Source organism: Rhizobium sp. 01N48 (assembly GCF_056399145.1).
Map to the genome: position 1 here is coordinate 64,413 of NZ_JBFTQT010000008.1, position 25,091 is coordinate 89,503.

22 protein-coding genes are annotated in these 25,091 nt (G+C 63.3%); 14 read left to right on the plus strand and 8 right to left on the minus strand.

Annotation, left to right across the window (positions count from 1 at the left end):
• Positions 1–5: 5 nt before the first annotated feature.
• The 5 genes from AC1DOG_RS16395 to xylA all read left to right on the plus strand — a co-directional run bounded on the left by AC1DOG_RS16395 (position 6) and on the right by xylA (position 6,807).
• Positions 6–1,598: a DHA2 family efflux MFS transporter permease subunit gene (locus AC1DOG_RS16395; RefSeq protein ID WP_477929451.1), complete on the plus strand. Its 1,593-nt coding sequence runs from the start codon at positions 6–8 to the stop codon at positions 1,596–1,598.
• Between the two features lie 100 nt (positions 1,599–1,698).
• Positions 1,699–2,694 (plus strand): alpha/beta fold hydrolase, encoded by a 996-nt coding sequence (locus AC1DOG_RS16400; protein ID WP_477929452.1) that lies wholly within the window; start codon positions 1,699–1,701, stop codon positions 2,692–2,694.
• An 87-nt stretch (positions 2,695–2,781) separates the two neighbouring features.
• On the plus strand, positions 2,782–3,807 hold the full coding sequence (locus AC1DOG_RS16405) for a LacI family DNA-binding transcriptional regulator (RefSeq protein WP_477929454.1): 1,026 nt from the start codon (positions 2,782–2,784) through the stop codon (positions 3,805–3,807).
• Positions 3,808–3,825: 18 nt separating this feature from the next.
• Positions 3,826–5,280 (plus strand): xylulokinase, encoded by a 1,455-nt coding sequence (xylB, locus tag AC1DOG_RS16410; RefSeq protein ID WP_477929456.1) that lies wholly within the window; start codon positions 3,826–3,828, stop codon positions 5,278–5,280.
• 216 nt (positions 5,281–5,496) lie between these two features.
• Positions 5,497–6,807: a xylose isomerase gene (gene xylA, locus AC1DOG_RS16415; protein WP_047509719.1), complete on the plus strand. Its 1,311-nt coding sequence runs from the start codon at positions 5,497–5,499 to the stop codon at positions 6,805–6,807.
• 79 nt (positions 6,808–6,886) lie between these two features.
• Here the strand turns inward: xylA and AC1DOG_RS16420 are convergent, their stop codons facing one another.
• Positions 6,887–8,488, minus strand: coding sequence for an inorganic phosphate transporter (locus tag AC1DOG_RS16420; RefSeq protein WP_477929458.1), 1,602 nt, complete (start codon positions 8,486–8,488; stop codon positions 6,887–6,889).
• Positions 8,489–8,657: 169 nt separating this feature from the next.
• Between AC1DOG_RS16420 and AC1DOG_RS16425 the strand changes: the two genes are divergently transcribed.
• Positions 8,658–9,440: a TIM barrel protein gene (locus AC1DOG_RS16425; RefSeq protein ID WP_477929460.1), complete on the plus strand. Its 783-nt coding sequence runs from the start codon at positions 8,658–8,660 to the stop codon at positions 9,438–9,440.
• Here AC1DOG_RS16425 and AC1DOG_RS16430 read toward each other — a convergent pair.
• On the minus strand, positions 9,430–9,753 hold the full coding sequence (locus AC1DOG_RS16430; RefSeq protein ID WP_477929462.1) for an addiction module antidote protein: 324 nt from the start codon (positions 9,751–9,753) through the stop codon (positions 9,430–9,432). The genes AC1DOG_RS16425 and AC1DOG_RS16430 overlap by 11 nt on opposite strands.
• A 131-nt stretch (positions 9,754–9,884) precedes the next feature.
• The gene (locus AC1DOG_RS16435) at positions 9,885–10,943 is read right to left on the minus strand and encodes an SDR family oxidoreductase (RefSeq protein ID WP_477929464.1); all 1,059 of its coding nucleotides are present in this window, start codon (positions 10,941–10,943) and stop codon (positions 9,885–9,887) included.
• 106 nt (positions 10,944–11,049) lie between these two features.
• Here AC1DOG_RS16435 and AC1DOG_RS16440 point away from each other — a divergent pair, with 106 nt between their 5' ends.
• From AC1DOG_RS16440 to AC1DOG_RS16450, 3 genes are all read left to right on the plus strand, one after another.
• Positions 11,050–11,427, plus strand: coding sequence for a winged helix-turn-helix transcriptional regulator (locus tag AC1DOG_RS16440; protein ID WP_113009217.1), 378 nt, complete (start codon positions 11,050–11,052; stop codon positions 11,425–11,427).
• Positions 11,428–11,577: 150 nt separating this feature from the next.
• Positions 11,578–12,627 carry an alpha/beta fold hydrolase gene (locus tag AC1DOG_RS16445; protein WP_477929466.1) on the plus strand — a complete coding sequence of 350 codons (1,050 nt, stop codon included), beginning with the start codon at positions 11,578–11,580 and terminating at the stop codon, positions 12,625–12,627.
• Positions 12,628–12,636: 9 nt separating this feature from the next.
• Entirely contained in the window at positions 12,637–13,149 is a 513-nt protein-coding gene (locus tag AC1DOG_RS16450) for a cytochrome P460 family protein (RefSeq protein ID WP_477929468.1), read from the plus strand.
• An 18-nt stretch (positions 13,150–13,167) separates the two neighbouring features.
• Here AC1DOG_RS16450 and AC1DOG_RS16455 read toward each other — a convergent pair whose 3' ends face one another.
• Positions 13,168–14,199, minus strand: a complete 1,032-nt coding sequence (locus tag AC1DOG_RS16455) for a LacI family DNA-binding transcriptional regulator (protein WP_112532929.1) — start codon at positions 14,197–14,199, stop codon at positions 13,168–13,170.
• Positions 14,200–14,366: 167 nt separating this feature from the next.
• Between AC1DOG_RS16455 and AC1DOG_RS16460 the strand changes: the two genes are divergently transcribed.
• The 3 genes from AC1DOG_RS16460 to AC1DOG_RS16470 all read left to right on the plus strand — a co-directional run bounded on the left by AC1DOG_RS16460 (position 14,367) and on the right by AC1DOG_RS16470 (position 17,987).
• The gene (locus tag AC1DOG_RS16460) at positions 14,367–15,890 is read left to right on the plus strand and encodes a sugar ABC transporter ATP-binding protein (protein ID WP_112981756.1); all 1,524 of its coding nucleotides are present in this window, start codon (positions 14,367–14,369) and stop codon (positions 15,888–15,890) included.
• 70 nt (positions 15,891–15,960) lie between these two features.
• A complete protein-coding gene (locus tag AC1DOG_RS16465; RefSeq protein WP_018901969.1) occupies positions 15,961–16,962 on the plus strand; it encodes an ABC transporter permease in 1,002 nt (333 codons plus the stop codon).
• A gap of 77 nt (positions 16,963–17,039) precedes the next feature.
• Positions 17,040–17,987, plus strand: coding sequence for a substrate-binding domain-containing protein (locus tag AC1DOG_RS16470; RefSeq protein WP_018901968.1), 948 nt, complete (start codon positions 17,040–17,042; stop codon positions 17,985–17,987).
• Between the two features lie 42 nt (positions 17,988–18,029).
• Here the strand turns inward: AC1DOG_RS16470 and AC1DOG_RS16475 are convergent, their stop codons facing one another.
• The gene (locus AC1DOG_RS16475; RefSeq protein WP_477929471.1) at positions 18,030–19,820 is read right to left on the minus strand and encodes an adenylate/guanylate cyclase domain-containing protein; all 1,791 of its coding nucleotides are present in this window, start codon (positions 19,818–19,820) and stop codon (positions 18,030–18,032) included.
• A gap of 268 nt (positions 19,821–20,088) precedes the next feature.
• Between AC1DOG_RS16475 and AC1DOG_RS16480 the strand changes: the two genes are divergently transcribed.
• Together AC1DOG_RS16480 and AC1DOG_RS16485 are read left to right on the plus strand one after the other, a co-directional pair.
• The gene (locus AC1DOG_RS16480) at positions 20,089–21,141 is read left to right on the plus strand and encodes a sugar phosphate isomerase/epimerase family protein (RefSeq protein WP_477929473.1); all 1,053 of its coding nucleotides are present in this window, start codon (positions 20,089–20,091) and stop codon (positions 21,139–21,141) included.
• A gap of 246 nt (positions 21,142–21,387) precedes the next feature.
• Positions 21,388–22,575: a Gfo/Idh/MocA family protein gene (locus AC1DOG_RS16485; protein WP_018901965.1), complete on the plus strand. Its 1,188-nt coding sequence runs from the start codon at positions 21,388–21,390 to the stop codon at positions 22,573–22,575.
• Positions 22,576–22,801: 226 nt separating this feature from the next.
• On the opposite strand, the gene AC1DOG_RS16490 is transcribed toward AC1DOG_RS16485, so the two are convergent.
• From AC1DOG_RS16490 to AC1DOG_RS16500, 3 genes are all read right to left on the minus strand, one after another.
• Positions 22,802–23,209, minus strand: coding sequence for a DoxX family protein (locus AC1DOG_RS16490; RefSeq protein ID WP_477929475.1), 408 nt, complete (start codon positions 23,207–23,209; stop codon positions 22,802–22,804).
• 114 nt (positions 23,210–23,323) lie between these two features.
• The gene (locus AC1DOG_RS16495) at positions 23,324–24,052 is read right to left on the minus strand and encodes an esterase family protein (RefSeq protein ID WP_477929477.1); all 729 of its coding nucleotides are present in this window, start codon (positions 24,050–24,052) and stop codon (positions 23,324–23,326) included.
• Positions 24,024–25,013, minus strand: coding sequence for an acetylxylan esterase (locus AC1DOG_RS16500; RefSeq protein WP_477929479.1), 990 nt, complete (start codon positions 25,011–25,013; stop codon positions 24,024–24,026). The genes AC1DOG_RS16495 and AC1DOG_RS16500 overlap by 29 nt, the downstream gene beginning before the upstream one ends.
• Positions 25,014–25,091: the final 78 nt, after the last annotated feature.

Sequence of the window (25,091 nt, forward strand, 5' to 3'; positions counted from 1 at the left end):
GGCCGATGGCCGCGAGCACAACAGCAGGATCGATGCCGGCCGCGCCGGCAGCCGATGCCATGGACCCCCGCAAACTCATCGCGTTCTTCGCGATGGTGGTGGGCATGTTCATGTCCATCCTGGACATTCAGATCGTGTCGGCGTCGCTGGCCGAAATCCAGGCCGGCCTCAGCGCCGGCACGGATGAAATCGGTTGGGTCCAGACGTCATACCTGATCGCGGAAGTCATCATGATTCCGCTGTCGGGCACGTTGGCACGCATCATCTCGACGCGCTATCTGTTCGCCTTTTCGGCGGCCGGCTTCACCGCGGCCAGCGCGCTCTGCGCGACCGCCACGAATATCGACCAGATGATCGTCTATCGTGCGATCCAGGGCTTCATCGGCGGCGGCATGATCCCGTCGGTGTTTGCGGCTGCGTTCACCATCTTCCCGCCCTCCAAGCGCAGCATCGTCTCGCCGATCATCGGCCTGATCGCGACGCTGGCGCCGACCATCGGCCCGACGGTCGGCGGCTACCTGAGCCATGCCTTCTCCTGGCACTGGCTGTTCCTCGTCAACATCATTCCCGGTATCATCGTCACGATCGTGACCTGGAATTTCATCGATTTCGACAAGCCGGAATTCTCGCTGTTCAAGAAGTTCGACTGGTGGGGCCTGGTCTCCATGGGCGTCTTCCTCGGTGCGCTGGAATATGTGCTCGAAGAAGGCAACTCGAACGACTGGTTCAATGACCGCAACATCGTTCTTGGCGCCATCGCCTCGGCGATCGGCTGCGTGGTCTTCTTCTACCGCGCCTTCAAGGTGGACTTCCCCGTCGTCGATCTCAGGGCCTTCAGCAACCGAAACTTCGCGGTCGGCTCGTTGTTCTCCTTCGTCATGGGTATCGGCCTCTACGGCCTGACCTATATCTACCCGCTCTATCTCGGGCGCATCCGCGGTTACGATTCTCTGATGATCGGCGAGACCATGTTCGTTTCCGGTCTCGCCATGTTCTTCACCGCGCCGATCGCCGGCAAGCTGTCGGCGAAGATGGATCTACGCCTGATGATGGTGCTCGGCTTCGCGAGCTTCGCCGCCGGCACCTGGATCATGACCGGCGTGACCACGGATTGGGATTTCTACGAGCTCTTCATCCCGCAGATACTGCGCGGCTTCGGCCTGATGATGTGCATGGTGCCGATCAACAATATCGCGCTCGGCACGATGCCGCCGGCGCGCATGCGCGGCGCTTCGGGCCTCTTTAACCTGACGCGTAACCTCGGCGGCGCCGTCGGTCTTGCGGTCATCAATACCGTGCTGACGAACCGCCAGGATGTGCACTACCAGCGCATCCGCGAGCATCTGGACTGGGGCAACCCTGTCGCGAGCGATCAGATCAACAACATGGCGTCGAAGTTCGACACCTATGGCATGGATGGCGCTGCCGTCGCGATCAAGCAGATGGTCGGCATGGTGACCAAGCAGGCGATGGTAATGTCGTTCAGCGATATCTTCGTCATCCTCACCGGACTTTTCGTGGCGATGATCCTCGGCATCGTGCTGATCGACAAGCCGGCGCCGCCGCAAGGCGGTGGCGGGGGTGGCGGCGGCCACTGACGGTTCACGACAGCTTCGACGAATTCTGGCGCCGGCTTGGGAAACCAAAGCTGGCGTTTTCGCGTATGTACAGTGATATCATCGGGATCGACCGCGCTTCATGTTCAAAGCTTCCGCCAGGTTCGCTGCACTTCTCACCCTTATGCTGTCCGTTGCCGTGAACCATGTGTTCGCCACCAGTCCGTCCGCCGACGAGACGCGTATCGATGTCGGCGGCTACAGGATGAACAGCCTCTATCTCAAGGCGCGGCGTCCGGATCTGCCGCCGATCGTGTTCATCCACGGCGCCAGCGCCAATCTGCACGATCCGGTGTTTTCGTTTCGCGACCGGCTGGAGGGGCGTGCCGATCTCCTCTTCGTCGATCGCCCCGGCCACGGGCGCTCGGATCGCGGCGATCAGGAGAATGCATTTCCAGACGGGCAGGCCGATGCCATCGCTGATGTCATGGCGAAACGCGGCATCAGGAAGGCGATCATCGTCAGCCATTCGTTCGGGGGCGCGGTGGCGGCGAGCTTCGCGCTCAGGCATCCCGACCGGGTGCTCGGCCTCGTTTTCCTGTCGCCTGCGGTCTACCCCTGGCCGGGTGGTATCGCCTGGTATTACGATGCCGCGAAGGTGCCGGTGACTGGCGCGCTGTTCAGCACCATCGTCGTGCCGCCTGTGGGGCTCGCGATGATCGACAGCGCCACCCGCTCGGTGTTCGCGCCCAATCCTCGGCCGCCCGGCTATATCAAGGAAACACAGGCGCTGCAGGCGCTTGGGCCGAAGGCTTTCCGCGACAACGCCATCGATGTCGCCAATCTCCTGGAATGGACGAAGCGCAATTCACCGCACTATGGCCGCATCCATGCGCCGACGGTGATCATCTCGGGCGACACCGACAGCGTCGTCTCGCCCGATATCCACGCACGCCATCTTGCCCGCGCCATCAAGGGTGCGAGGCTGCTGATGATCCACAACATGGGCCACAAGTCGGATTACGTCGCGCGTGATCTGGCCGTCGCGGCGATCGAAAGCGTCGCCGACAGGCCGCGTGATCTGAAGCGTGCGGCAGCCAGGCTCGAATCCGAAATCGCGAGGGGTCACGAAAAATAGCGGTCATCTCGACACGGAAGACACGTCGTCGAAAAATTTGATTTACGTACATCAAAAATGGCGTTAAAGGTCTCGTCAGGAGGAGCGATGAGACCTACGGTTCACGATATTGCCGCAGCTGCAGGCGTCAGCCTTGCGACTGTCGATCGGGTGCTGAACCAGCGCCCGGGCGTCCGGCACGTGACGCGGGAGAAGGTCGAAACCGCCATTCGCGAGATCGGTTATGTGCGCGACGTCGCCGCCGCCAATCTCGCGAAGGGGCGGACCTATTCGTTCGTGTTCATCGTTCCCGCCAGCGACAATTCCTTCATGCACGGGCTGAACGCCGAGGTTATGGCCGCCGTTGCGCGCTCGCCGGTGGAGCGCACCGATATCCGCACCTTGGAGGTTCCGGCCTTCGATCCGACAGCCCTTGCCGCGGCACTCGATACGCTACGCATCGAGCGTCCCGCCGGCGTAGCCTTGGTCGCGACCGATGCGCCCGAGGTTCGCGATGCCGTCGACCGGCTGGTGCAGGATGGCATTCCCGTCGTCACCGTCGTGTCCGATCTCACCGGCTCGCAGCGCCATCATTATGCCGGCGTCGACAATATCGCGGCCGGCCGCACGGCGGCGCGGCTGCTCGGCCGTTTTCTCGGCGGTGCCAAGGGCGATGTCGCGGTTCTCGCCGGCTCAATGCTGGTGCGCGACCATCGCGAGCGGCTGGAGGGTTTTGCCGCCGTCATGGCCGAGGAATTTCCCGGTCTCTCCATCCTGCCTGTCATCGAGGGCCGCGACGATCCCGACATGGCGCATATGCTGGTTTCGGATGCGCTCTCCAAGCGCGACGGCATCATCGGCGTCTACAGCCTCGGCGCCGGCAATCGCGGCCTGATCCGGGCGCTGAAGGAGAAAGCCGTCGACCGGGCGCTCACCGTCATCGCGCACGAACTGACTGATCATACGCGCACGGCACTGCTCGACGGTACGATCGACGCAATCTTGAACCAGGATGCGGGCCACGAGGTGCGCAGCGCCATCCGCGTGTTGAAGGCCAAGGCCGACGGGCTTTCGGTCATCGACGCGCAGGAGCGCATCCGTCTCGATATCTTTCTGAAAGACAATCTGCCGTAACGGCAAAGGGAGAAACACATGTATCTGGGTCTCGATCTCGGAACCTCCGGCGTCAAAGCGATGCTGATCGATGGCGATCAGAAGATCATCGGCTCGGCCAATGGTTCGCTCGACGTGTCGCGTCCGCATCACGGATGGTCGGAGCAGGAGCCTTCGCACTGGGTGCGGGCGACCGAGGAGGCGATTGCCGGTCTGAAGGCGAAGCACCCGAAGGAGCTTGCCGCCGTTAGGGGCATTGGCCTTTCCGGCCAGATGCACGGCGCGACGCTGCTCGATGCCGACGACAAGGTGCTGCGGCCCTGCATTCTCTGGAACGACACGCGCAGCTATCTCGAGGCGGCAGCGCTCGATGCCGATCCGAAATTCCGCAAGCTCACCGGCAATATCGTTTTCCCGGGCTTCACCGCGCCGAAGCTCGCCTGGGTCGCCAAGCACGAGCCTGAGATTTTCGCCAAGGTCGCCAAGGTGCTCTTGCCGAAGGATTATCTTCGCCTGTGGCTGACCGGCGAGCACATTTCCGAAATGTCGGATTCCGCCGGCACCTCCTGGCTCGATACCGGCAAGCGCAAGTGGTCGTCCGAGCTCCTGGCCGCGACCGGCCTCGATGAAAAACACATGCCAACGCTGGTCGAAGGCACGGAAGAGGGCGGCAAGCTGCGTGGTGAGCTCGCCTCGCAATGGGGCATCACGGGTTCCGTCGTCGTTGCCGGCGGGGCGGGCGATAACGCCGCGTCCGCCTGCGGCATGGGCACCGTCAGCCATGGCGCGGCCTTCGTCTCGCTCGGCACGTCGGGCGTGCTCTTTGCGGCCAACGGTTCCTATCTGCCGAAGCCGGAGAGCGCCGTTCACGCCTTCTGCCACGCGCTGCCCAACACCTGGCACCAGATGGGTGTCATTCTCTCGGCCACCGATGCGCTGAACTGGCACTCGCATGTGACGTCCAAGTCGGCGGCGGAGCTGACCGCCGAACTCGGCGAAACGCTGAAGGCGCCATCGGGCGTGACCTTCCTTCCCTATCTCTCCGGCGAGCGCACGCCGCACAACGACGCCGTCATCCGCGGCGCCTTCATCGGGCTCGAGCATGAGAGCAGCCGCGTGGTGCTGACCCAGGCGGTGCTCGAAGGCGTGTCGTTTGCGATCCGCGACAATCTCGAGGCGCTGCGCTCAGCCGGCACCGACATTGCCCGCGTCACCGCCATCGGCGGCGGCTCGCGCTCGCGCTACTGGCTGGCCTCGATCGCCACAGCACTCGGCGTTCCCGTCGACCTGCCCGCCGACGGCGACTTCGGCGCCGCCTTCGGGGCCGCGCGTCTTGGTCTGATCGCGGCCACGGGCGCTGATCCGGTCGCGGTCTGCACGCCGCCTGAGACGGATGGGACGATCGAGCCGGATACGGCGCTGAGCGGGGCGTATGAGGAGGCTTATGGCCGCTATCGTGCGCTTTATCCGGCGATCAAGGCTTTGGCGCATTGAGGAAAATTCACTGGGAGGTGTCGTAAGACCCCTCCCCAACCCCTCCCCACAAGGGGGAGGGGCTTCGTGCCCCGCGCGCCCGCCTTCCGAGGTGAGGGGCGGTGCCACCAGCTTTCTCCCCCCTTGTGGGGGAGATGCCGGCAGGCAGAAGGGGTCTTGAGCCGCAGGCCACACGGAACACCATCACTTTTTAAACCACCCAAGGAGGAGTACCCCATGAGCACCGGATTTTTCGGCGATATCCAGAAGATCAAGTATGAAGGCCCTGATAGCACCAATCCGCTGGCCTTCCGCTATTACCAGCCGGACGAGATCGTTCTCGGCAAGCGGATGGAAGACCATCTGCGTTTCGCGGTCGCCTACTGGCACACGTTCACATGGCCGGGCGGCGATCCCTTTGGTGGGCAGACGTTCCTGCGTCCGTGGTTCGAAGACACGATGAAGGCTGCGAAGCTGAAGGCCGACGTCGCTTTCGAATTCTTCTCGCTGCTCGGCGCGCCCTATTATTGCTTCCACGACGCCGACGTGCGCCCCGAGGGCAAGAACTTCGCCGAAAACACCAAGAACCTGAACGAGATCGTCGATTACTTCGCCGAGAAGCAGGCCGCGACGGGCACCAAGCTGCTCTGGGGCACGGCGAACCTCTTCTCCAACCGCCGCTTCATGTCGGGTGCCGCAACCAATCCCGATCCCGATGTCTTCGCCTTCTCCGCCGCGACCGTAAAGACCTGCATGGACGCGACGATGAAGCTCGGCGGCGAGAACTACGTGCTGTGGGGCGGTCGCGAAGGCTATGAGACGCTGCTCAACACCGACCTCAAGCGCGAGCTCGACCAGATGGGCCGCTTCCTCAACCTCGTGGTCGAGTACAAGCACAAGATCGGCTTCAAGGGCCAGATCCTGATCGAGCCGAAGCCGCAGGAGCCGACCAAGCACCAGTACGATTACGACGTCGCGACCGTCTACGGCTTCCTGAAGAAGAACGGCCTCGAAAACGAAGTGAAGCTCAACATCGAGCAGGGCCACGCGATCCTTGCCGGCCATTCCTTCGAGCACGAGCTGGCGCTCGCAAACGCGCTCGGCATCTTCGGCTCGATCGACATGAACCGCAACGACTACCAGTCCGGCTGGGATACCGACCAGTTCCCGAACAACGTTCCTGAGATGGCGCTGGCTTACTACCAGGTTCTGGCAGGCGGCGGGTTCACCTCCGGCGGCACCAACTTCGACGCCAAGCTGCGCCGCCAGTCACTCGATCCGGCCGACCTGCTGATCGGTCACATCGGCGGCATGGATTGCTGCGCCCGTGGTCTGAAGGCTGCCGCCAAGATGATCGAGGACAAAGCGCTGTCGCAGCCGCTCGCCAACCGCTATGCCGGCTGGGATTCGGCCGAAAGCCAGAAGATGCTGCGCGGCGAATATTCGCTAGAGCAGATCACGGCGCGCGTCGAGAGCCAGGACATCAACCCGCAGCCGAAGTCCGGCCAGCAGGAACTGCTCGAAAACGTCGTCAACCGCTACGTCTGATCGGTAGCGGATTGTTGAAACAAAGAAGCCGGGGAGCATTCGCTTCCCGGCTTTTTCAATTGCGCTATCGGCTCACGCCTCAGAACACCTGACGCAGGATGATGAAGAGCACGAAGGCGATGGCGATGGACGCGGGCAGCGTCAGGACCCAGGCCATCAACATGTTGCGCACCGTCGACCATTGCAGGCCGGAACCGTTCGCCGCCATTGTGCCGGCGACGCCCGACGAGAGCACGTGGGTAGTCGAAACAGGCAGGCCGAGATGGTCGGCGGCGCCGATGGTGACCATGGCGACGACTTCGGCGGCTGCCCCCTGGCCGTAGGTCAGGTGGGTCTTGCCGATCTTCTCGCCGACGGTGATGACGATGCGCTTCCAGCCGACCATGGTGCCGAGGCCGAGCGCGATGGCGACGGCGATCTTGACCCATAGCGGGATGAACTTGGTCGCGTTGTCGACCGCCTTGTGATAGGCGCTCACCGCCTGCAGGTCGGCCGGCTCCATAGTAAGCAGCTTCTGCTTGTCGATCAGCTTCAGGGCCTCGCCGATCAGGTAGATGTCGTTGCGGACGTTGCTGACCAGATGCGTGGGCACGGCCTCCAGCGTCGGGAAGGCGGCGACTTCGGCGCTCGTGGCGTGGATGAACTGCTGAAGCGCCGGTGTCGTTGCGTCCGTCCAGACCTTGTTCTTCACGGCATTGCTGACCTCGACGCGGAAATCGCCGGCGGCAGCACCAGGCTTCACATATTTGCCGAGCGCGGTTTCCACTTGGGCCGACGCGCTCTTGTAGGCTTCGAGGTAGTTGACGTCGGGGGTGCGGTTGAGCGCGAAGGCGGTGGGGACGAGGCCGATCAGGATCAGCATGATCAGGCCCATGCCCTTCTGGCCGTCGTTCGATCCGTGGGCGAAGCTGACGCCGGTGCAGGTGAAGATCAGCAGGCCACGGATCCAGAGCGGCGGCGGGTTGTTGCCCTTCGGCTCCTCGTAGAGCGCCTTGTTACGCACGAGCACCTTCATGACCAGAAGCAGGACGGCGGAGAGGCCGAAGCCGATCAGCGGCGAGATCAGCAGCGACAGGCCGATATTGGTCGCCTGCGACCAGTCGACGCCGCTGGTGGCGCTTCCCGCCGGCGCCAGGAACTGGTTGGCGAGGCCGACGCCGATGATCGAGCCGACCAGCGTGTGCGAGCTCGAGGACGGCAGGCCGAGATACCAGGTGCCGAGGTTCCAGAGGATGGCGGCGATCAAGAGCGCGAAGACCATGGCGAGGCCGGAACCGGAGCCGACCTGCAGGATGAGCTCGACCGGAAGCAGCGCCAGGATGCCGAAGGCGACCGCGCCGCTCGACATCATGACGCCGAGGAAATTGAAGAAGCCCGACCAGATGACGGCAAGTTCAGCCGGCATGGAGCGGGTGTAGATGACTGTCGCGACGGCGTTGGCGGTGTCGTGGAAACCGTTGACGAACTCGAAGCCGAGCGCGATGAGCAACGCCAGGCCGAGCATGATCCAGGGAACGGCGGCAACGCTGGTGAGGTCGCGCCCGAGCGCGTAACCGACATAGCCGAGACCGGCGACAAGCAGGATGATGATGACGGGAAGGAACCACTTTTTCGAAGCCGACCCGTGCAGCGGATGGTTTTCGTGATCCCGGTGAATAGTCTCGTTGGTGATGTCAGCCATCTCAGTTCCTCTCTCAGAAGCCGTCCCTTCGAGTTATGCCTGCTGCGTGAACCTCTCATGACAATCGTCAATTCCATGTGCCGGCATGGCACGCGATGTCGCATTGCGGCTGACCGCGATCTCGGCTCTATTGCGAACAGACATCAGCATGCATGATCGGGAGGATCACATGAGCTTGCCTTTCCAACTTGCCGCCTGCGCCGAGATGATCTGGCGCGACCGACCGATCGAATGGCGGGCTTCCAGGCTGAAGGAAATGGGCTTCGGCGTCGGGCTGTGGAACTGGCCGGAGCATCATCTCGGCAAGCTCGAGGCGACGGGCGCCACCTTCACCATCATGAACGGCTATCTCACCGGCCGGCTGACGGATGACGAGGGGGCGGCGGAGCTTTTGAAGACGGCGCGCGAGACAGCCAAGGTCGGCAAGCGGCTCGGCGTGCAGCGTCTCAACCTGCACGGAACCGGGCTGGGCGAAGGCGGCCTGCCGGTGCAGCCGATCGAGGTGGTGACAGGTCAGATGTGGTTGAAGGCGCGCGACACGCTCGCCCGCATCGTCGACATGGCGGAGGAGGAGGACGTGGTCTTCACTCTCGAAAACCTCAACCTTGATGTCGATCACCCGGGCGTGCCCTTCGGCCGCGCCGAGGACACGCTGGCGCTGGTCTCGAGCATCGACCACCCGCGCCTGCGGCTCAATCTCGACCTCTATCACGCGCAGATCGGCGAGGGGAACTTGATCGAGCTCTGCCGCAAGAGCCTGCCATGGATCGGCGAAATCCAGGTCGCCGACGTCCCCGGCCGCATGGAGCCGGGAACCGGCGAGGTGAACTGGAAAGGTATCGCGCGGGCCTTGAAGGCGATGGGCTATGCCGGGCCCGTCGGTATGGAGGCGTTTGCGTCGGGTGACCCCGAAGCGGCGCTTGTGGCGTTCCGCGAGGCGTTTACGGTTTAGCGGCGGCTTTTGCCTCTCGATCGGTGTGCGCCGGCACTTTTGCCGTCAGGCCGATACCGAGCGCCTTCATGACGGATAGCGTCGTCTTCAGCGTCGGGTTGCCCTCGGCGCTGAAGGAACGATAGAGCTGCTCCCGGGAAAGCCCCGTCTCACTGGCAATCTGGGTCATGCCCTTGGCGCGCGCAATGACGCCCAGCGCATGGGCGATATAGCCGGCGTCCTCGGTCTCGAACGCTTCCTCGATGAAGACGGCAATTGCTTCGTCCGATGTCAGGTCATCGGCCGGATCGTAGTGGGTGAATTTCTCAGCCATTGTTTTCATTCCATTCGCTGAACAGCCGTTTTGCCTCTGCGATATCACGCTTCTGGCTGAAGCCAGAACATGACGGATTGTCGTTTTAAAACGACAATCCGTCAATGATCCGCGTTTGGCGAAGGCGAAGCTTAAGGAACCAACCGGTCGGCCCGCAGTTGCTTGAACAGGTCGAAGAACGCGTCGTCGGTGGGCTGATAGTCGAGGAAGCCCATGCGGCGGCTTTTCGACATGTCGGTGACCACCTCGATCGGCCGGCCGAGATCGGCGTCGGTGTGCCAGGGTGAGGACAGGCGGTTGAGATCAGGCTCGGCGAGGCCGTGGCGCGTGGCGATTTCGCGCCAGAGGTCGGCGTCGTCGGCCATCTGCTGTTCTAGCGGGCGGACCACGCCGTCGAAGGCGACCGGTTCGATGCCGAACCACGCGGCGATCCGACCCCACATCCAGCTCCAGCGGAAGACGTCGCCGTTGACGACGTTGAAGCCGTGGTTGGCGGCGGCTGGTGTCGTCGATGCCCATTCGATGTGGCGCGCCAGCAGGCGTGCGTCGGTCATGTCGGTGAGGCTCTCCCACTGCGCGGCAACGCCGGGGAAGCGGAAGGGGCGGCCGGTTTCCTTGCAGATGCTGGCGTAGACGGCGAGCGTCGTGCCCATGTTCATGGCGTTGCCCACTGCCTTGCCGACGATGGTGTGCGGACGGTGGACGCTCCAGGTGAAGCCGTCGCGGGCAGCGGCGGCGAAGACTTCGTCTTCCTGCGCGTAATAGAAATTATCGATGTCGAGACGGCCCTGCTCCTCGCGGAACGGCGTCTGCGGCAGGCTGCCCTTGCCATAGGCTTCGAAGGGGCCGAGATAATGCTTAAGGCCGGTGACGAGCGCGACGTGGCGCACCGAGCCCGAGAGCCTGACGGCATCGAGCAGATTGCGGACCATGGCCGAGTTCACGCGGATGTTCTCCGCTTCCGTCGGCTGCCGCAGCCAGGTGGAAATGACGATGTGCGTGGGGGCGACATCGGCAAGCGCCGATTTGAGCGATGCGGGATCGAGCAGGTCGGCGGCAAGCGGCTGCACGCCCGGCGCCTGTTGCGGCTTGCGCGCGAGGCCGAAGACCTGCCAGCCCTTGCCGCTCAAGAGTTCCGCCGTGGCGCTGCCGACGATGCCGCTTGCGCCTGCGATCAATGCCTTGTTCAAATGCTTGTCTCCTGATGTTTTCGGGCTGTTTTTCCGCATGTAGCCATTTCGATCGTTTGCCGCTAGAAGGCACCCATTCGAGACATAGACACCCTGAGGTAACCACATGCGAGCCGGCTCACCCGATCACGAATGGCGCGAGGATTGCGCGCCGCGCCGCGTGCTGGAGATCTTTTCCAGCAAGTGGACGAGCATGATCCTGCATGTGCTGGACACGCGGCTTGACGGCTGCGCGCGCACCGGCGTGCTGCAGCGAAGCCTTCCCGGCATATCGAAGAAGATGCTGACGCAGACGCTGCGCGACATGGAGGCGGACGGGCTGGTGACGCGCCGTGTTTATGGAACGGTGCCGCCCGCCGTGGACTATACGCTGACGCCGCTTGGCAAGCGGTTCGTGGAGCCGATCGAGTTGCTCTACGGCTGGGGGCGGGCCAATGCGGATGCGCTCGACAGCCTGGCCGAACGGCGGGCGGAGAAGGACTGAACCTGTCGTTGCCGCGCATGGGCGCGTCCGTGCTCTATACCAACATATAGGCCATTTCATACGTCGGTTGCCTGTCGGTCCGTTGGGGCCCGCGCTAGCTCTCAGGATGAGCATTCGCGCTCTCCTGCAACCGACAATCGAGAGGCCCCCATGTCCGATGATACCAATCACCAACGCCGCCGCTTCCTTGGCGCCGCGGCCTTCGCTGCCGCCGCTGTCGGCATCGCCGGCACTGTGCGTGCGCAGACTGCGGGAGCGGGAAGTGGCGCGCTTGCGTCGGTCAAGCCGGGCACGAATACGTCCTTTCCGGCGCTGAAGCAGGTCAACACGGGTGTGCTCGATATCGGCTACGCGGAGCTCGGTCCGGCCAATGGACCCGCCGTGCTGTTGCTGCATGGTTGGCCCTACGACATCTACAGCTTTGTCGATGTCGCGCCGGTTCTTGCCGATGCCGGCTATCGCGTGCTCATTCCCTATCTGCGCGGCTACGGGACGACGCGGTTCCTGTCTTCGAAGACAATGCGCAATGGACAGCAGGCGGCGATTGCCGTCGACATGATCGACTTCATGGATGCGCTGAAGATCGAGCGTGCGGTTATCGGCGGTTATGATTGGGGCGGGCGGACAGCGAATATCATGGCGGCGCTCTGGCCGGAGCGGTGCAAGGCCATGGTCTCCGTCAGCGGTTACCTGATCGGCAGCCAAGCGATCAACGAAAAGCCGCTGCCGCCGAAGGCGGAACTCTCCTGGTGGTATCAGTTCTATTTCGCCACCGAACGCGGGCGTGCGGGCTATGATGCCAACAGGCACGATTTCGCCGAGCTCATCTGGACGCTTGCCTCGCCGCAATGGCACTTTGACGACGCCACTTTCGATCGCACGGCGAAAGCTTTCGAAAATCCGGATCATGTCGCGATCACCATCCATAATTATCGCTGGCGGCTCGATCTCGCCAAGGGCGAGAAGAAATACGATGCGCTGGAGCGCAAGCTCGCGAAGCTGCCCGATATCGGCGTGCCTGCTATCACCATGGAAGGCGATGCCAACGGCGCGCCGCATCCGGAGCCTGCCTCCTACGCCAAGAAGTTCACCGGCAAATACGAGCATCGGACGATTACCGGCGGCATCGGTCACAATCTGCCGCAAGAAGCACCCGCGGCCTTCGCACAGGCGATCATCGATGCCGATAAGCTTGCGTGAGTGGCTGCCATGACAGGGAAAATCATGCTGCTTGCCGCCGCCACCGCTGTCGGCGGCACCGTCTTTGCGATCGGCTCGCTCGCCGGCGAGACGCCTGCCGCCAAGCCGGTCTCGCCGATCTACGGCGTCGCCCTTCCTGACGGCTACCGGCAGTGGGAGTTGATCGCGCCGGCGCTCGAGGATGCGCCTTTGAACGAGCTGCGCGTGGTCGTCGGCAACAATATCGCCGTCAAGGCCTATCGCGATGGCACGCTTCCGTTTCCTGATGGCAGCGTGCTCGTCAAGCTCGCCTGGAAGCGCACGCCATCGGCCGAGTTCGCGCCTGCCTCGGTCCCCGGTCCGGCAACAACGGTGCAGGTCATGGTCAAGGATGCGAAGAAATACGCCGCGTCCGGCGGTTGGGGATTTGGAAGGTTCATCAACGGCGTTCCAGCCGACCAGGCTCAGCACGAGACCTGTTTTGCCTGTCACGAGGCGCGCGTGAACAATCACGACTATGTCTTTACGCGCTATGCGCCGTAGCCGATATCGCGTTTTGCGCTAGCGCTTCGACCACTGCTTCGACGGTGCCGACACGGAATTGCGGACGACGAGATCCGGCTGCAGCAGGATCTCGGTTTCCGCCGGATGGCCGTCGCCGAGAAATTCCAGCAGCAGGGCCATGGCCTGCTTGCCGATCGCGGTGCGCGGCTGGCGCACCGTCGTCAGCGGCGGCGACATGAAGACGGCCTGGGGGACGTCGTCGAAGCCGGTGACGGAGAAGTCGCGGGGGATGTCGTAGCCGCGGGCGTTGAGGCCGATCATCACGCCGATCGCCGTCTGGTCGTTGACGCACATGAAGGCTGTCGGCAGCGTGTCGCGCATGAAAAGCTGCTCCACGGCGTGGCGGCCGCTTTCGAGCGTGCCGTCGCCTTCGAGAATGATGCGCTGGCCCTTCGCGACGCCGGCTGCGTCCAGTCCCTCATCATAGCCCTGGCGGCGTCTGGAATAGGCGAGCCTCGTCTTGCTGTCACCGATGAAGGCGATCTTTCGGTGACCCTCGGCAAGCAGCAGGTCGACCGCCTTGCGCGCGCCCTCGATATCGTCGACGCCGACATAGGGAATGCCGCCGTTGAAGACCGGCTCGAAGACGCCGACGCTGGGCGGGAGCCGCGCCGTCATCGTCTGGTGGCCGAAGGGCAGGATACCGGTGAAGAGAATCAATCCGGCGGCTTGGTTTGAATTCAGGAATTTGAGATATTCGAGGCCGCGCTGGGCGTCGTTCTGCGTATGGCCGATGAGAATGCCGTAGCCATGGGCGCGGGCCTCGTTCTCCAGGCCGATCAGAATGTTGGAAAAGTTGGGGTCGCCGATGTCGGGAGCCACGACCAGGATCATGTTGGAACGGCCGAGACGCAGGCTGCGGGCCATGGCGTTCGTCGTGTATCCCGTGATCGCAATCGCCTGGTTCACCTTCAGCCGCGTCGAGTTGGCGACCTTCTCCGGCGTGTGGATCGCCCGCGACACGGTCGCGATCGAAACCTCGGCGATCCGGGCGACATCCTCGATGGTTGCGGGCGTGGAATTCGACACTGCGTCCTGCCTTGGGGCTCAATTGGCGGCGACACTACACAGACTGCGACATACGTCAAAGGGCGAAGCCCAGAGAACTTCGTGATACGATGATGTAAACCTTTACATCGCACATGTAAAGGTTTACACAAGGGTCAAGCGGGTGGGAGTCCGCAGGGGAGGACATCATGAGTTTGGAGACTGTCGAGGCGGCGCCGGTGGTGTTGTCGGCCCGGCGCATATGCAAATCCTTCAATGGGGTGCAGGTCCTCTTCAGCGTCAATTTCGAGCTGCGCGCTGGCGAAATCCATGCGCTGATGGGCGAAAACGGTGCCGGAAAGTCGACGCTCGTCAAGGTGATGTCCGGCTTCGAACAGCCGACCTCGGGCGAGATCATTCTCGATGGCCAGCCGGTCGTATTGCCGCCGAACGGCGCGGCCGAAGCGCTCGGTATCGTCATCATTCACCAGGAATTCAATCTCGCCGATCATCTCACCGTTGCCGAAAGCCTGTTCCTCGGCCGCGAGGTCACCCGCTTCGGCGTGCTCGATCGCAAGTTCATGCGGGCCGAGACCCGCAAGGCGCTCGACCTGCTCGGCTCGCATGTCGACGAGAACGCGCTGATCAGCACGCTTTCGATCGCCGACAAGCAGATGGTGGAGATCGCCAAGGCGATCAGTCGTGATGCGCGCGTGGTGTTCATGGATGAGCCGACGGCGGTGCTGTCGCGCGAGGAGACCAATTTCCTGTTCAAGCAGGTGCGCAAGCTGCGCGACAAGGGCACCAGCTTCGTCTTCGTCTCGCACAAGCTCGACGAGGTCATGGAACTGACCGACCGGGTGACGGTGTTGCGCGACGGGCAGTGGGTGAAGACGGCGCCGACGGCGATGCTCGACGGTGAATCGATCGCCCAGTTGATGGTCGGGCGCGAACTTTCCAGCCTCTATCCGACCAAGAACGAGCCCGATGTCGACGAAGAGATCGTGCTGAAGGTCGAGGGTATCTCGACCGGCTATGTGCAGGATGCGAGCTTCGAGGTGCGCAAGGGCGAGATCATCGGCTTTTCCGGCATGATCGGCTCTGGCCGTACGGAGCTGATGGAGGCGATCGCCGGCCTGCGCGGCCGTACCGCCGGCGAGGTCGTGATCCGCGGCGAGAGTGTTCAGTCGGGCGACGTGCACGCGGCCAATCGCGCCGGGCTCGCCTACATGACCAAGGATCGCAAGCACAAGGGCCTACTGCTCGGCTCCAACATGCTGGCAAACCTGACGCTGCAGTCGCTGGGTCAGCATTCGCGCCACGGCTATCTCAGCCCCAGCAGCGAGGCGGCGGCGCTGGCGAAAGCGCGGCGGCGCTTCGATATCCGCGTGCGCGACGCCAATATCGTGGCCGGGCGCATGTCCGGCGGCAACCAGCAAAAGCTGTTGCTCGCCAAGGTCATGGAGACCGACCCGGAGATCATCATCATCGACGAGCCGACGCGCGGCATCGATGTCGGCACCAAGCAGCAGATCTATCATTTCATCTCCGCACTAGCGCGCGACGGGCGCTCGATCATCGTCGTCTCCTCGGAGATGCCCGAGGTGATCGGGCTGTGCACCCGGGTGGCCGTGATGCGCGAGGGGCGGATCGTCGGCGTGCTCGAGGGCGACGAGATCTCCGAGCAGGAGATCATGCGCTATGCGGCGGGCCTGAAGAAGAAGGCCGCCTGAGGCGGTCGCAAGAGACAAACCGCCGTTACGGCGGATTATCAGACAAAATGCCTGGAGGATGGCTTTGGATATGAGTGCGAACGACGAGACCAGTCAGATCAGACGGCGCTCCTGGCGGGATATCGATCTCAGGGCGGTCGCGCCGTTCGCGGCGCTGGCGCTGCTGCTTGTCGTCGGCGCGCTGGTCAATCCGAATTTCATCGGCATCACCAATCTCGCCAATGTCGCGACGCGCAGCGCCTTCATCGCCATCATCGCCGTCGGTGCCACCTTCGTCATCTCGTCGGGGGATCTCGATCTCTCCGTGGGATCGATGGTCGCCTTCGTCGCCAGCCTGATGATCCTGTTGATGAATTCCGGCCTAATTGCCGATCCGGCCCTGATGCTGGCGGTTGCCGTCGTCTTCACCATCGTTGCCGGTGCGCTCTGCGGTTTGGCGAACGGGCTGATCACCACGGTCGGCAAGATCGAACCGTTCATCGCCACGCTCGGCACCATGGGCATCTATCGCGGCCTGACGACATGGCTCTCACAGGGCGGCGCGATCACGCTGCGCTCTGCCGAGCAGCAGTCGCTCTATCGCCCGGTCTATTTCGGCTCGATCGCCGGCGTGCCGGTGCCGATCATCGTCATCCTCGCGGTCACCGCGGTCGCCGCCTTCATCCTCTACCGCACGCGCTATGGCCGCCATGTCACGGCCGTCGGCTCGAACCGCGACGTGGCACGCTATTCCGGCATCGCCGTCAACAAGGTGCGCACCATCGCCTTCGTCATTCAGGGGCTCTGCGTGGCGATCGCCGTGCTGCTCTACGTGCCGCGTCTCGGCTCGACATCGGCGACAACCGGCATCCTGTGGGAACTGCAGGCGATCACCGCCGTCGTCGTCGGCGGCACGGCGCTGAAGGGCGGGGCAGGGCGCGTCTGGGGCACGATCTGCGGCGCCTTCATTCTGGAGCTCGTCGGCAACATCATGCTGCTCTCGAACTTCATCTCGGAATATCTGATCGGCGCCATCCAGGGCTCGATCATCATCATTGCCATGCTCGTGCAGCGGTCGCTGGCGCGCAGGTAGCAAGGGATTGGCCGGGTCGGCGGGGCGCCCGGTCTCAAGGTTCGCAAGCCCTGGGGTTTAATGGGAGGAAAACAGACATGCGTAAGACACTATTCAGCTTGGCGGTCGTGACGGCGGCGCTGCTCGCCGGCGTCGCCCACTCGGCGGACAAGAAGACCATCGGCGTATCGATCCCGGCGGCCGACCACGGCTGGACCTCCGGCGTGGTGTTCCATGCCGAGCGCGTCGCCAAGCTTCTGATGGCCGAGCACCCTGACCTCACCGTCATCGTCAAGACCTCGCCGGATGCCGCAAGCCAGGCAAACGCCGTGCAGGATCTGGCAACGCAGGGCATGGACGCGCTGGTCATCCTGCCGTCCGATCCGGATCCGCTTGTCAACGCCATCAAGGAAGTCAAGGACAAGGGCACCTTCGTGGCGCTGGTCGACCGTGCGCCGAGCACCAACGACGACAGCGTGCGTGACATCTACATCGCCGGCAACAACCCGGCGCTTGGCGAAGTCGCCGGCAAGTACATCAAGGAAACCACGCCGGACGCACAGGTCGTCGTCATCCGCGGCCTGCCGATCCCGATCGACCAGCAGCGCCAGGACGGCTTCGACAAGGGCATCGCCGGCTCGAACGTCAAGGTTCTCGACCGCCAGTTCGGCAACTGGAACCGCGACGACGCGTTCAAGGTGATGCAGGATTACTTGACCAAGTATCCGAAGATCGACGTGGTCTGGTGCCAGGACGACGACATGGCTGTCGGCGTGCTGCAGGCGATCGAGCAGGCCAAGCGCACCGACATCCAGTATGTCGTGGCCGGCGCCGGCTCCAAGGACATGGTCAAGAAGGTCATGGACGGCGACAAGCTGATCCCGGTCGACGTTCTCTATCCGCCGGCAATGGTTGGCACCGCGATGGAACTGACGGCCGCGTCGCTCTATGACCAGGTCCCGGTTCGCGGCACCTACATCCTCGACGCCACGCTGGTGACGAAGGACAACGCCAAGGACTTCTACTTCCCGGATTCGCCGTTCTGACCTTGTGAATACGAGGCGCCCGCTCGAAAGGACGGGCGTCTTTCATTGTGGCGGCAGGCCTGCCTTGGCGAGGTCGCCGACAAAGCGCTCGATGAAGGTTTCGCTCATCGCCGGCTTGAGGCCGAAATAGAATTCACGCCTGGCATCATCAAGCGTCATGCCCGGTCGAAAATTGTAGAGCTCGGCGATCGTCCGGCGTGCCTCCTCGATCTTGCCTTGCCGCCCCTGGATCGCCACCAGCGCCATCGCCGGCCAGAAGGTGACGTTCGGTGAGCGCATCGATGCGCGGGCGGCGTCGGCCGCCTCGTCGAGCTTGTCCATCTGGTAGTTCGCGAAGGCCATCATGCTGTGAAAGGTCCAGAGATGCGGGTCGCGCGGACTGAGACGAAAGGCTTCGCTGAATTCGGGCATGCCCTCCTGCGGCCGATCGGCGTAGCAGAGCGCCTGGCCGAGCGCGAAATGCGCCTGGGCAAAGCTGTGGTCCAGTTTCACCGCATGACGAAGATGGGCGATCCCTGCCTCCGTGGCGCCGTCGAGCGCCAGCGCCCGGCCGAGCGCGAGATGGGCCGCGGGCTCCTTCTGATCAAGCGTGATTGCCCGTTCGGCAAGCTCGATCGCCTCGCATATGCGCCCGGAACGCTCCTCGAGCGAGCCGTACCAGCCGAGCTGGATATGGACGTAAGCGAGCCGCGCCTGGGCCTGCGCGAAGCTCGGATCGATGGCGATCGCCTGTTCGAACAGCTGCTTTGCGGTGTTCAACTCGTCGATGGTGAAGCGGTAGAGATGCCAGAGGCCCTTCAGATAGATTTCCCAGGCGGTCATGTCGACGATCGAGCGGCCGCGCAACGCCGCGAACTCGATGGCGCTCAATTCGGGCTCGATGGTTCCGGTGATCTCGGAGGCGATCTCGTCCTGGAGGTCGAAGATATCGGCCAGCATGCGGTCATAGCGCTCGGCCCAGAGCAGCGTGCCCTCGCTTCCATCCAGGAGCTGCGCGGTGATGCGGATGCGGGTGTCGGAGCGGCGGACGCTGCCTTCGAGCACGTATTTGACACCGAGATCCTCGGCGACGCGGCGGGCATCGACGGCGCGGCCCTTGAAGCTGAAGGAGGAATTGCGGGCGGCGACCAGCAGCCAGCGACAGCGCGCCAGGGTGGCGATCAGCTCGTCGGTGAAGCCGTCGGAAAAATGCTCCTGCCCCTCGATGCTCGACATGTTGGCAAAGGGAAGCACGGCGATCGACGGACGCTTGCGCTCAGGCGGCTGGCTTGGGATCGCCCGCTCCGGGATCTCCTCGTCGAGGCCATCCGTCTGGGTGCCCGGCGGAAACCAGCGCCACACCCTGACGGTCTGCTCGATGTTCTTCAGTTTGCGATTGCCGAAGTCGGTGGCCTCGAAATCCAGCGCCGTGCCGATCTGGTCGCGCACCTGCTGCGACAGGCAGATGCCGCCGGCCGGCGCCAGCGCCTGCAGCCGCGCGGCGATGTTGACGCTCTCGCCGAAGATATCGCCATCCTCTGTCAGGACGTCGCCGACATGGATGCCGATGCGCCAGATCATCCGGCGGTCGGGCACGACATCGTGATTGCCGGCGAGAATGGCCTCTTGGATCTCCATCGCGCAGCGCAACGCGTCGACCACGCTGGAAAATTCCGCCAGCGTGCCGTCTCCGACGAACTTCACGACATGTCCGCGATGCCTGGTGATGGTGGGGACGATGGTCTCGGTGTTGTGGCGTTTCAGCGCCGCAAACGTCCCCGCTTCGTCGAGGCCCATCAGCCGGGAGAAGCCGACAACATCCGCATCCAAGATTGCCGCCAGCCGCCTCGTCATGGACCACCCTCCTGGTCGACCAAGAGTAGCACGCGGTGGCGGGAAGTCCACAAAGATGCGCTGCCGCAGAAGCGCCCGCAGAGCGGTGATCAAGAAATGCGGTACGTACGTCTTGCGACTAGGTGCCCGACATGGTTTAGTCGCGACCATCAAATCTGGCCCGGGAGGGGGAGATTTGCATTCTCGCCAAAATCGGCTTGCAGAGTGCAAATCAAGTGCTAGAACTGAACCAGAAACGTTTACGGTCATTATTCAGGGAGGAATTGACATGAAAACGATCAAGGGCCCAGGCTTGTTCCTCGGGCAGTTCGCGGGCGATGCCGCACCTTTCAACTCGTGGGATTCGATCACCAAGTGGGCCGCCGATATCGGCTACAAGGGCGTGCAGGTTCCGACCTGGGCGGGACAGCTGATCGACCTCAAAAAGGCTGCATCATCCAAGGATTATTGCGACGAGTTCGCCGGCGTGGCGCGCCAGAACGGCGTCGAGATCACCGAACTCTCCACCCACTTGCAGGGCCAGCTGGTTGCCGTGCATCCTGCCTATGACGAAGCCTTCGACGGCTTCGCGGCACCCGAAGTGCGCGGTAATCCGAAGGCTCGCCAGGAATGGGCCGTCGAGCAGGTGAAGATGGCGCTGACCGCCTCCAAGCATCTCGGCATCAAGGCGCATGCGACCTTCTCCGGCGCGCTTGCCTGGCCTTACATCTATCCCTGGCCGCAGCGCCCGGCCGGTCTCGTCGAGACCGCTTTCGACGAACTTGCCAAGCGCTGGACGCCGATCCTCAATCATGCCGACGAAAACGGCGTCGACGTCTGCTACGAGATCCATCCCGGCGAAGACCTGCATGACGGTGTCACCTTCGAGATGTTCCTCGAGCGCGTGAAGAACCATCCGCGCGCCAACATGCTCTACGACCCCTCGCACTACGTGCTGCAGTGCCTGGATTACCTCGACAACATCGACATCTACAAAGACCGGATCAAGATGTTCCACGTCAAGGATGCCGAGTTCAACCCGACGGGTCGCCAGGGTGTCTATGGCGGTTACCAGGGCTGGGTCGAACGCGCCGGCCGCTTCCGCTCGCTGGGCGATGGTCAGGTCGATTTCGGCGCGGTGTTCTCGAAGATGACGGCGAACAACTTCGATGGCTGGGCCGTGGTCGAATGGGAGTGCGCGCTGAAGCATCCGGAAGACGGCGCCCGCGAGGGTGCCGAGTTCGTCAAGTCGCACATCATCCGCGTGACGGAACACGCCTTCGACGACTTCGCGGGTAGTGGTACGGACCAGGCGGCCAATCGGCGGATGCTGGGGATTTAAGCTGGGGTTTGAGGATGTGGGGTAGGCGGCGTTGTGCCTGCGGCCCCCTCATCCGCCTGCCGGCACCTTCTCCCCGTTGGGGAGAAGAGACTTGGGGCGGGCCGCTCGCTTCCTCTTCCCTTCTCCCCAACGGGGAGAAGGTGGCCCGAAGGGTTCAGGTGCAACAAGTTGCACCGGGGATGAGGGGCCACACGGCACAGCGTTAAATCCACCTCACGCAAATACAGCACAAATTTGGAGGAACACATGGCAATCGAAGCATCAACGGAACACACGCGCGAACCGCGCATCCGTCTCGGCATGGTCGGCGGTGGCGCCGGCGCTTTCATTGGCGCGGTGCATCGCATCGCGGCGCGCATCGACGATCAGTATGAGCTGATCGCGGGCGCTCTGTCGTCGACGCCGGAAAAGGCGAAGGCGTCTGGCGCCGATCTCGGGCTCGATCCGACCCGCACCTATTCCAGCTATCGCGAGATGGCGATCCGCGAGGCGAAGCTGAAGAACGGCATCGAGGCGGTATCGATCGTCACGCCGAACCACGTACACTATGACGCCGCCAAGGAGTTTCTCCGCCGCGGCATCCACGTCATCTGCGACAAGCCGCTGACCTCGAACCTCGCCGACGCCAAGAAGCTGAAGAAGGTGGCCGACGAGAGCGGCGCTCTCTTCATCCTCACGCACAACTACACCGGCTACCCGATGGTGCGCCAGGCGCGCGAGATGATCGCCAATGGCGAACTCGGCGATATTCGCCTGGTGCAGGCCGAATATCCGCAGGACTGGCTGACGGAAGCCGTCGAGCAGCAGGGCGCCAAGCAGGCCGTGTGGCGCACCGACCCGGCGCAATCGGGTGCCGGCGGTTCCACCGGCGATATCGGCACGCATGCCTATAACCTCGCCACCTTCGTTTCCGGCCTCGAGCTCGACAGCCTTGCCGCCGATCTCGACAGCTTCGTCGAAGGCCGCCGTCTCGACGACAACGCCCATGTGATGCTGCGCTTCAAGGCCAAGGGCTCGGAAAAGCCTGCCAAGGGCATGCTCTGGTGCAGCCAGGTGGCGCCCGGCCACGAGAACGGTCTCAAGGTCCGCGTCTACGGCACCAAGGGTGGTCTGGAATGGGTGCAGGCCGATCCGAACTATCTCTGGTTCACGCCGTTCGGCGAGCCGAAGCGCCTGATCACCCGCAACGGCGCCGGCTCCGGTGCAGCGGCAGCGCGCGTCTCACGCATTCCATCGGGTCACCCGGAAGGTTATCTCGAGGCGTTCGCGACGATCTACACGGAAGCGGCGCATGCCATCAACGCGCACAAGAAGGGTAAGGCGGTCGACAAGGCTGTGGTTTATCCGACGGTTGACGATGGCGTGAAGGGCGTTGCCTTCGTGGATGCTTGCGTGGCGTCGTCGAAGCGCAATGGTGCTTGGGTTAAGGTGTAAGATAAGCTCGGCCGGAGCCAGTCGCCCCCCTCATCCGCCTGCCGGCACCTTCTCCCCGCGGGGGAGAAGAGACTCGTTGCAGGCGGCTCCCTACCTCTCTTTCTCCAGAGAGAGTGGTGCGAGTAAAAGAGGACGGTTCGGCAAGTCCCTTCGCCCCAACGGGGAGAAGGTGCCGGCAGGCGGATGAGGGGGCGGCAGACGCTGTCGCCCGCTTCTCATCAACCAATCAAGCCGCAACCACACCCTGCTTGCGCTTCATCATCGCATCGACGCTGAACGGACCAGCACCGGCGGCGACGATGTAGAGGAAGACGAAGCAGAAGAGGATGGCGGCGACGCCGCCGTTTTGGGCGGGGAAAAAGCTCTTCGACGCGTGGCCGATGAAATAGGCGAAGGCCATCAGGCCGGAGAGGACGAAGGCGGCGGTGCGGGTCTGAAAGCCGATCAGCACCAGGAAGCCGAGCGTCAGTTCAAGCAGGCCGGCAATCCAGGACATCGACCCGACATCGGGCACGCGCTCGGCAGCAGGGAAGTGCAGAATCTTCTGCGTGCCGTAGCTGAAGAGCACGAGCGCGGAGACGATGCGCAGCAGGCTGAGCAGGGCCGGCTGCAGGAGGTGGATCGAAGCGAACATGGATGACCTTTCTCGTGAGGGAAGACTGTTTCCAGCCTTTAGCCACGGTCCCGGCAATGACAATTCACGAGTTTTGACATCAGCGTTATCGGCTGGCTGCCGGCCTTCGGCGGCTCAGATGTAGAGTGGGGCCATCTTGCGCCAGGCGCTGGCGCGATGGGCGCGGCCGTCCCAGACATGCAGCTGGTGGCGCACCTGCTTGTCCGACAGAAGCCGGCTCAGATAGTGGTTGTTGTCGAGAAAGGGATCGGCATTGCCGATCGTCATGACGATCTCGACCTCGCGCAGCTTCTCCAGCTGCCAGCCGTGATGGAGCCCCGGCAGGAAGTGCGTCGGGGTGTGGAAATAGACGGCGCTGTCGTAATATCCTTCGAAGAGGTCGCCGAAGGCTTCGACGCTCAGCGTCAGGTCGTAGCGTCCCGAGAAAGCGACGAGCTTGCGAAACAGATGCGGGTGGCGGAAGACGAGGCTCGCCGCCTGGAAGGCGCCGAGGCTGCAGCCGTGCACGATGGTGCAGTCGTGCCCGTTTCTTGCGGCCATCAGCGGCAGGACTTCGTGGAGAATGTAGTCCTCGAAGGCCTGATGGCGGTGGATGCGGTCGGCTGGGTGGCGGTCGAAGCCGTAGAAGGTCTCCGTGGCGAGGCCCTCGATGCAATAGAGCTGCAACTGGCCGGCTTCGAGCTTGTGGGCGAGGCTGGCGACAAGGCCGATCCGTTCATATTCCCAGAAACGGCCGTCGCGCGTCGGAAACATCAACACCTTGGCGCCGGCATGGCCGAACACCAACAGCTCCATCTCGCGATGCAGGCGCGGGCTATGCCAGCGCAGATATTCCCGGTTCATGAACCTTCAAAAAACCTCGCAGCTTTTCGCGCAGCGCAAAATTCTGTTCCGTCATTCCAGGATAGTCGAAATGTCCGGCGTCGAGGATGAAGATTTCATTATATTTTGACGGCGGTACCGCGTTGGCCACGGCGAACTGGCAGGGCGGGGCGACGGCCGGATCGAACAGGGCTGCGGCCACCAGCATCGGCACCTTGATGCGGGTCGCAGCGGTCGCGGCATCGAAGAGGCGCAGATGATCGAGCACGTCGGGATGGGTCTTCTGGTAGGTCTGCACGGAATCGGCGCTGCCGACCGTTGGTAGCGTGAGCCACTGCTTACGGTCGCCGAAGGTGGGAACGATCAGGTGGCCGCGATCGATGCGATTGTCGAAGGGGATCGCCAGCGCGCCCAGACCGCCGCCGAAGCTGCCGCCGATATAGCCGATGCGGTTTGCGAGCCATGGATAAAGTGCCTGCAGCGTCGAGACGGCGATCCAGAGATCCTCAACGCAGCCGCCGATGACGTAGTCGTCGGGGCTGTCGATATTGTGGAGCACATGGCCGGGCGCTTCCGGCGGGATCGGCGCCTGGGCGCTCCGTGACATGCCGCGGGCGCAGGGAAAGAGGATGGCGGTCTGTTCCACAGGCAGATCGAAATCCGGCGCATCGCGACCGCCATAGCCGTGACCGACCACCAGCCCTCGCCGCACCGGCGCATCGCGCGGCAGAAGCAGCCAGCCGCCGATCGTGACGTTATCCGTCGAGGCGTAGGTGATATCGAGCACCTGCCATGCGGGGTGGGTGAGGCTGCTCTTTCTCAGCGTCGGCTGCGGGTCGATGGTGAGCGCCCGTTTGTACCGCTTCTGCCAGAAGGCGTCGAAGCCTGGTGGAGCCTCGGGCGGGACGATGGCGCGCAGCGTGTCGAGCGTCATGCCGTAGGTGGGGTCGAAGGGGAAGGGGTGCGTCTTGGGGATGGTCATGAGGGAGTTGTTTCGTGGAAATGGGGGGATTGCAAGGCGGGGTGAGCTTTTGTGTTGGCGGAAAAGTCCTCTCCGCAT

Bases quoted from the DNA above. Each gene is read 5' to 3' on its own strand.
- xylA (WP_047509719.1), top strand. From the start codon at position 5,497: ATGAGCACCGGATTTTTCGGCGATATCCAGAAGATCAAGTATGAAGGC.
- AC1DOG_RS16460 (WP_112981756.1), top strand. From the start codon at position 14,367: ATGAGTTTGGAGACTGTCGAGGCGGCGCCGGTGGTGTTGTCGGCCCGG.
- AC1DOG_RS16400 (WP_477929452.1), top strand. From the start codon at position 1,699: ATGTTCAAAGCTTCCGCCAGGTTCGCTGCACTTCTCACCCTTATGCTG.
- AC1DOG_RS16485 (WP_018901965.1), top strand. From the start codon at position 21,388: ATGGCAATCGAAGCATCAACGGAACACACGCGCGAACCGCGCATCCGT.
- AC1DOG_RS16425 (WP_477929460.1), top strand. From the start codon at position 8,658: ATGAGCTTGCCTTTCCAACTTGCCGCCTGCGCCGAGATGATCTGGCGC.
- AC1DOG_RS16470 (WP_018901968.1), top strand. From the start codon at position 17,040: ATGCGTAAGACACTATTCAGCTTGGCGGTCGTGACGGCGGCGCTGCTC.
- AC1DOG_RS16445 (WP_477929466.1), top strand. From the start codon at position 11,578: ATGTCCGATGATACCAATCACCAACGCCGCCGCTTCCTTGGCGCCGCG.
- AC1DOG_RS16420 (WP_477929458.1), bottom strand. From the start codon at position 8,488: ATGGCTGACATCACCAACGAGACTATTCACCGGGATCACGAAAACCAT.
- AC1DOG_RS16430 (WP_477929462.1), bottom strand. From the start codon at position 9,753: ATGGCTGAGAAATTCACCCACTACGATCCGGCCGATGACCTGACATCG.
- xylB (WP_477929456.1), top strand. From the start codon at position 3,826: ATGTATCTGGGTCTCGATCTCGGAACCTCCGGCGTCAAAGCGATGCTG.
- AC1DOG_RS16405 (WP_477929454.1), top strand. From the start codon at position 2,782: ATGAGACCTACGGTTCACGATATTGCCGCAGCTGCAGGCGTCAGCCTT.
- AC1DOG_RS16480 (WP_477929473.1), top strand. From the start codon at position 20,089: ATGAAAACGATCAAGGGCCCAGGCTTGTTCCTCGGGCAGTTCGCGGGC.
- AC1DOG_RS16465 (WP_018901969.1), top strand. From the start codon at position 15,961: ATGAGTGCGAACGACGAGACCAGTCAGATCAGACGGCGCTCCTGGCGG.
- AC1DOG_RS16395 (WP_477929451.1), top strand. From the start codon at position 6: ATGGCCGCGAGCACAACAGCAGGATCGATGCCGGCCGCGCCGGCAGCC.
- AC1DOG_RS16475 (WP_477929471.1), bottom strand. From the start codon at position 19,820: ATGACGAGGCGGCTGGCGGCAATCTTGGATGCGGATGTTGTCGGCTTC.
- AC1DOG_RS16440 (WP_113009217.1), top strand. From the start codon at position 11,050: ATGCGAGCCGGCTCACCCGATCACGAATGGCGCGAGGATTGCGCGCCG.
- AC1DOG_RS16495 (WP_477929477.1), bottom strand. From the start codon at position 24,052: ATGAACCGGGAATATCTGCGCTGGCATAGCCCGCGCCTGCATCGCGAG.
- AC1DOG_RS16490 (WP_477929475.1), bottom strand. From the start codon at position 23,209: ATGTTCGCTTCGATCCACCTCCTGCAGCCGGCCCTGCTCAGCCTGCTG.
- AC1DOG_RS16500 (WP_477929479.1), bottom strand. From the start codon at position 25,013: ATGACCATCCCCAAGACGCACCCCTTCCCCTTCGACCCCACCTACGGC.
- AC1DOG_RS16450 (WP_477929468.1), top strand. From the start codon at position 12,637: ATGACAGGGAAAATCATGCTGCTTGCCGCCGCCACCGCTGTCGGCGGC.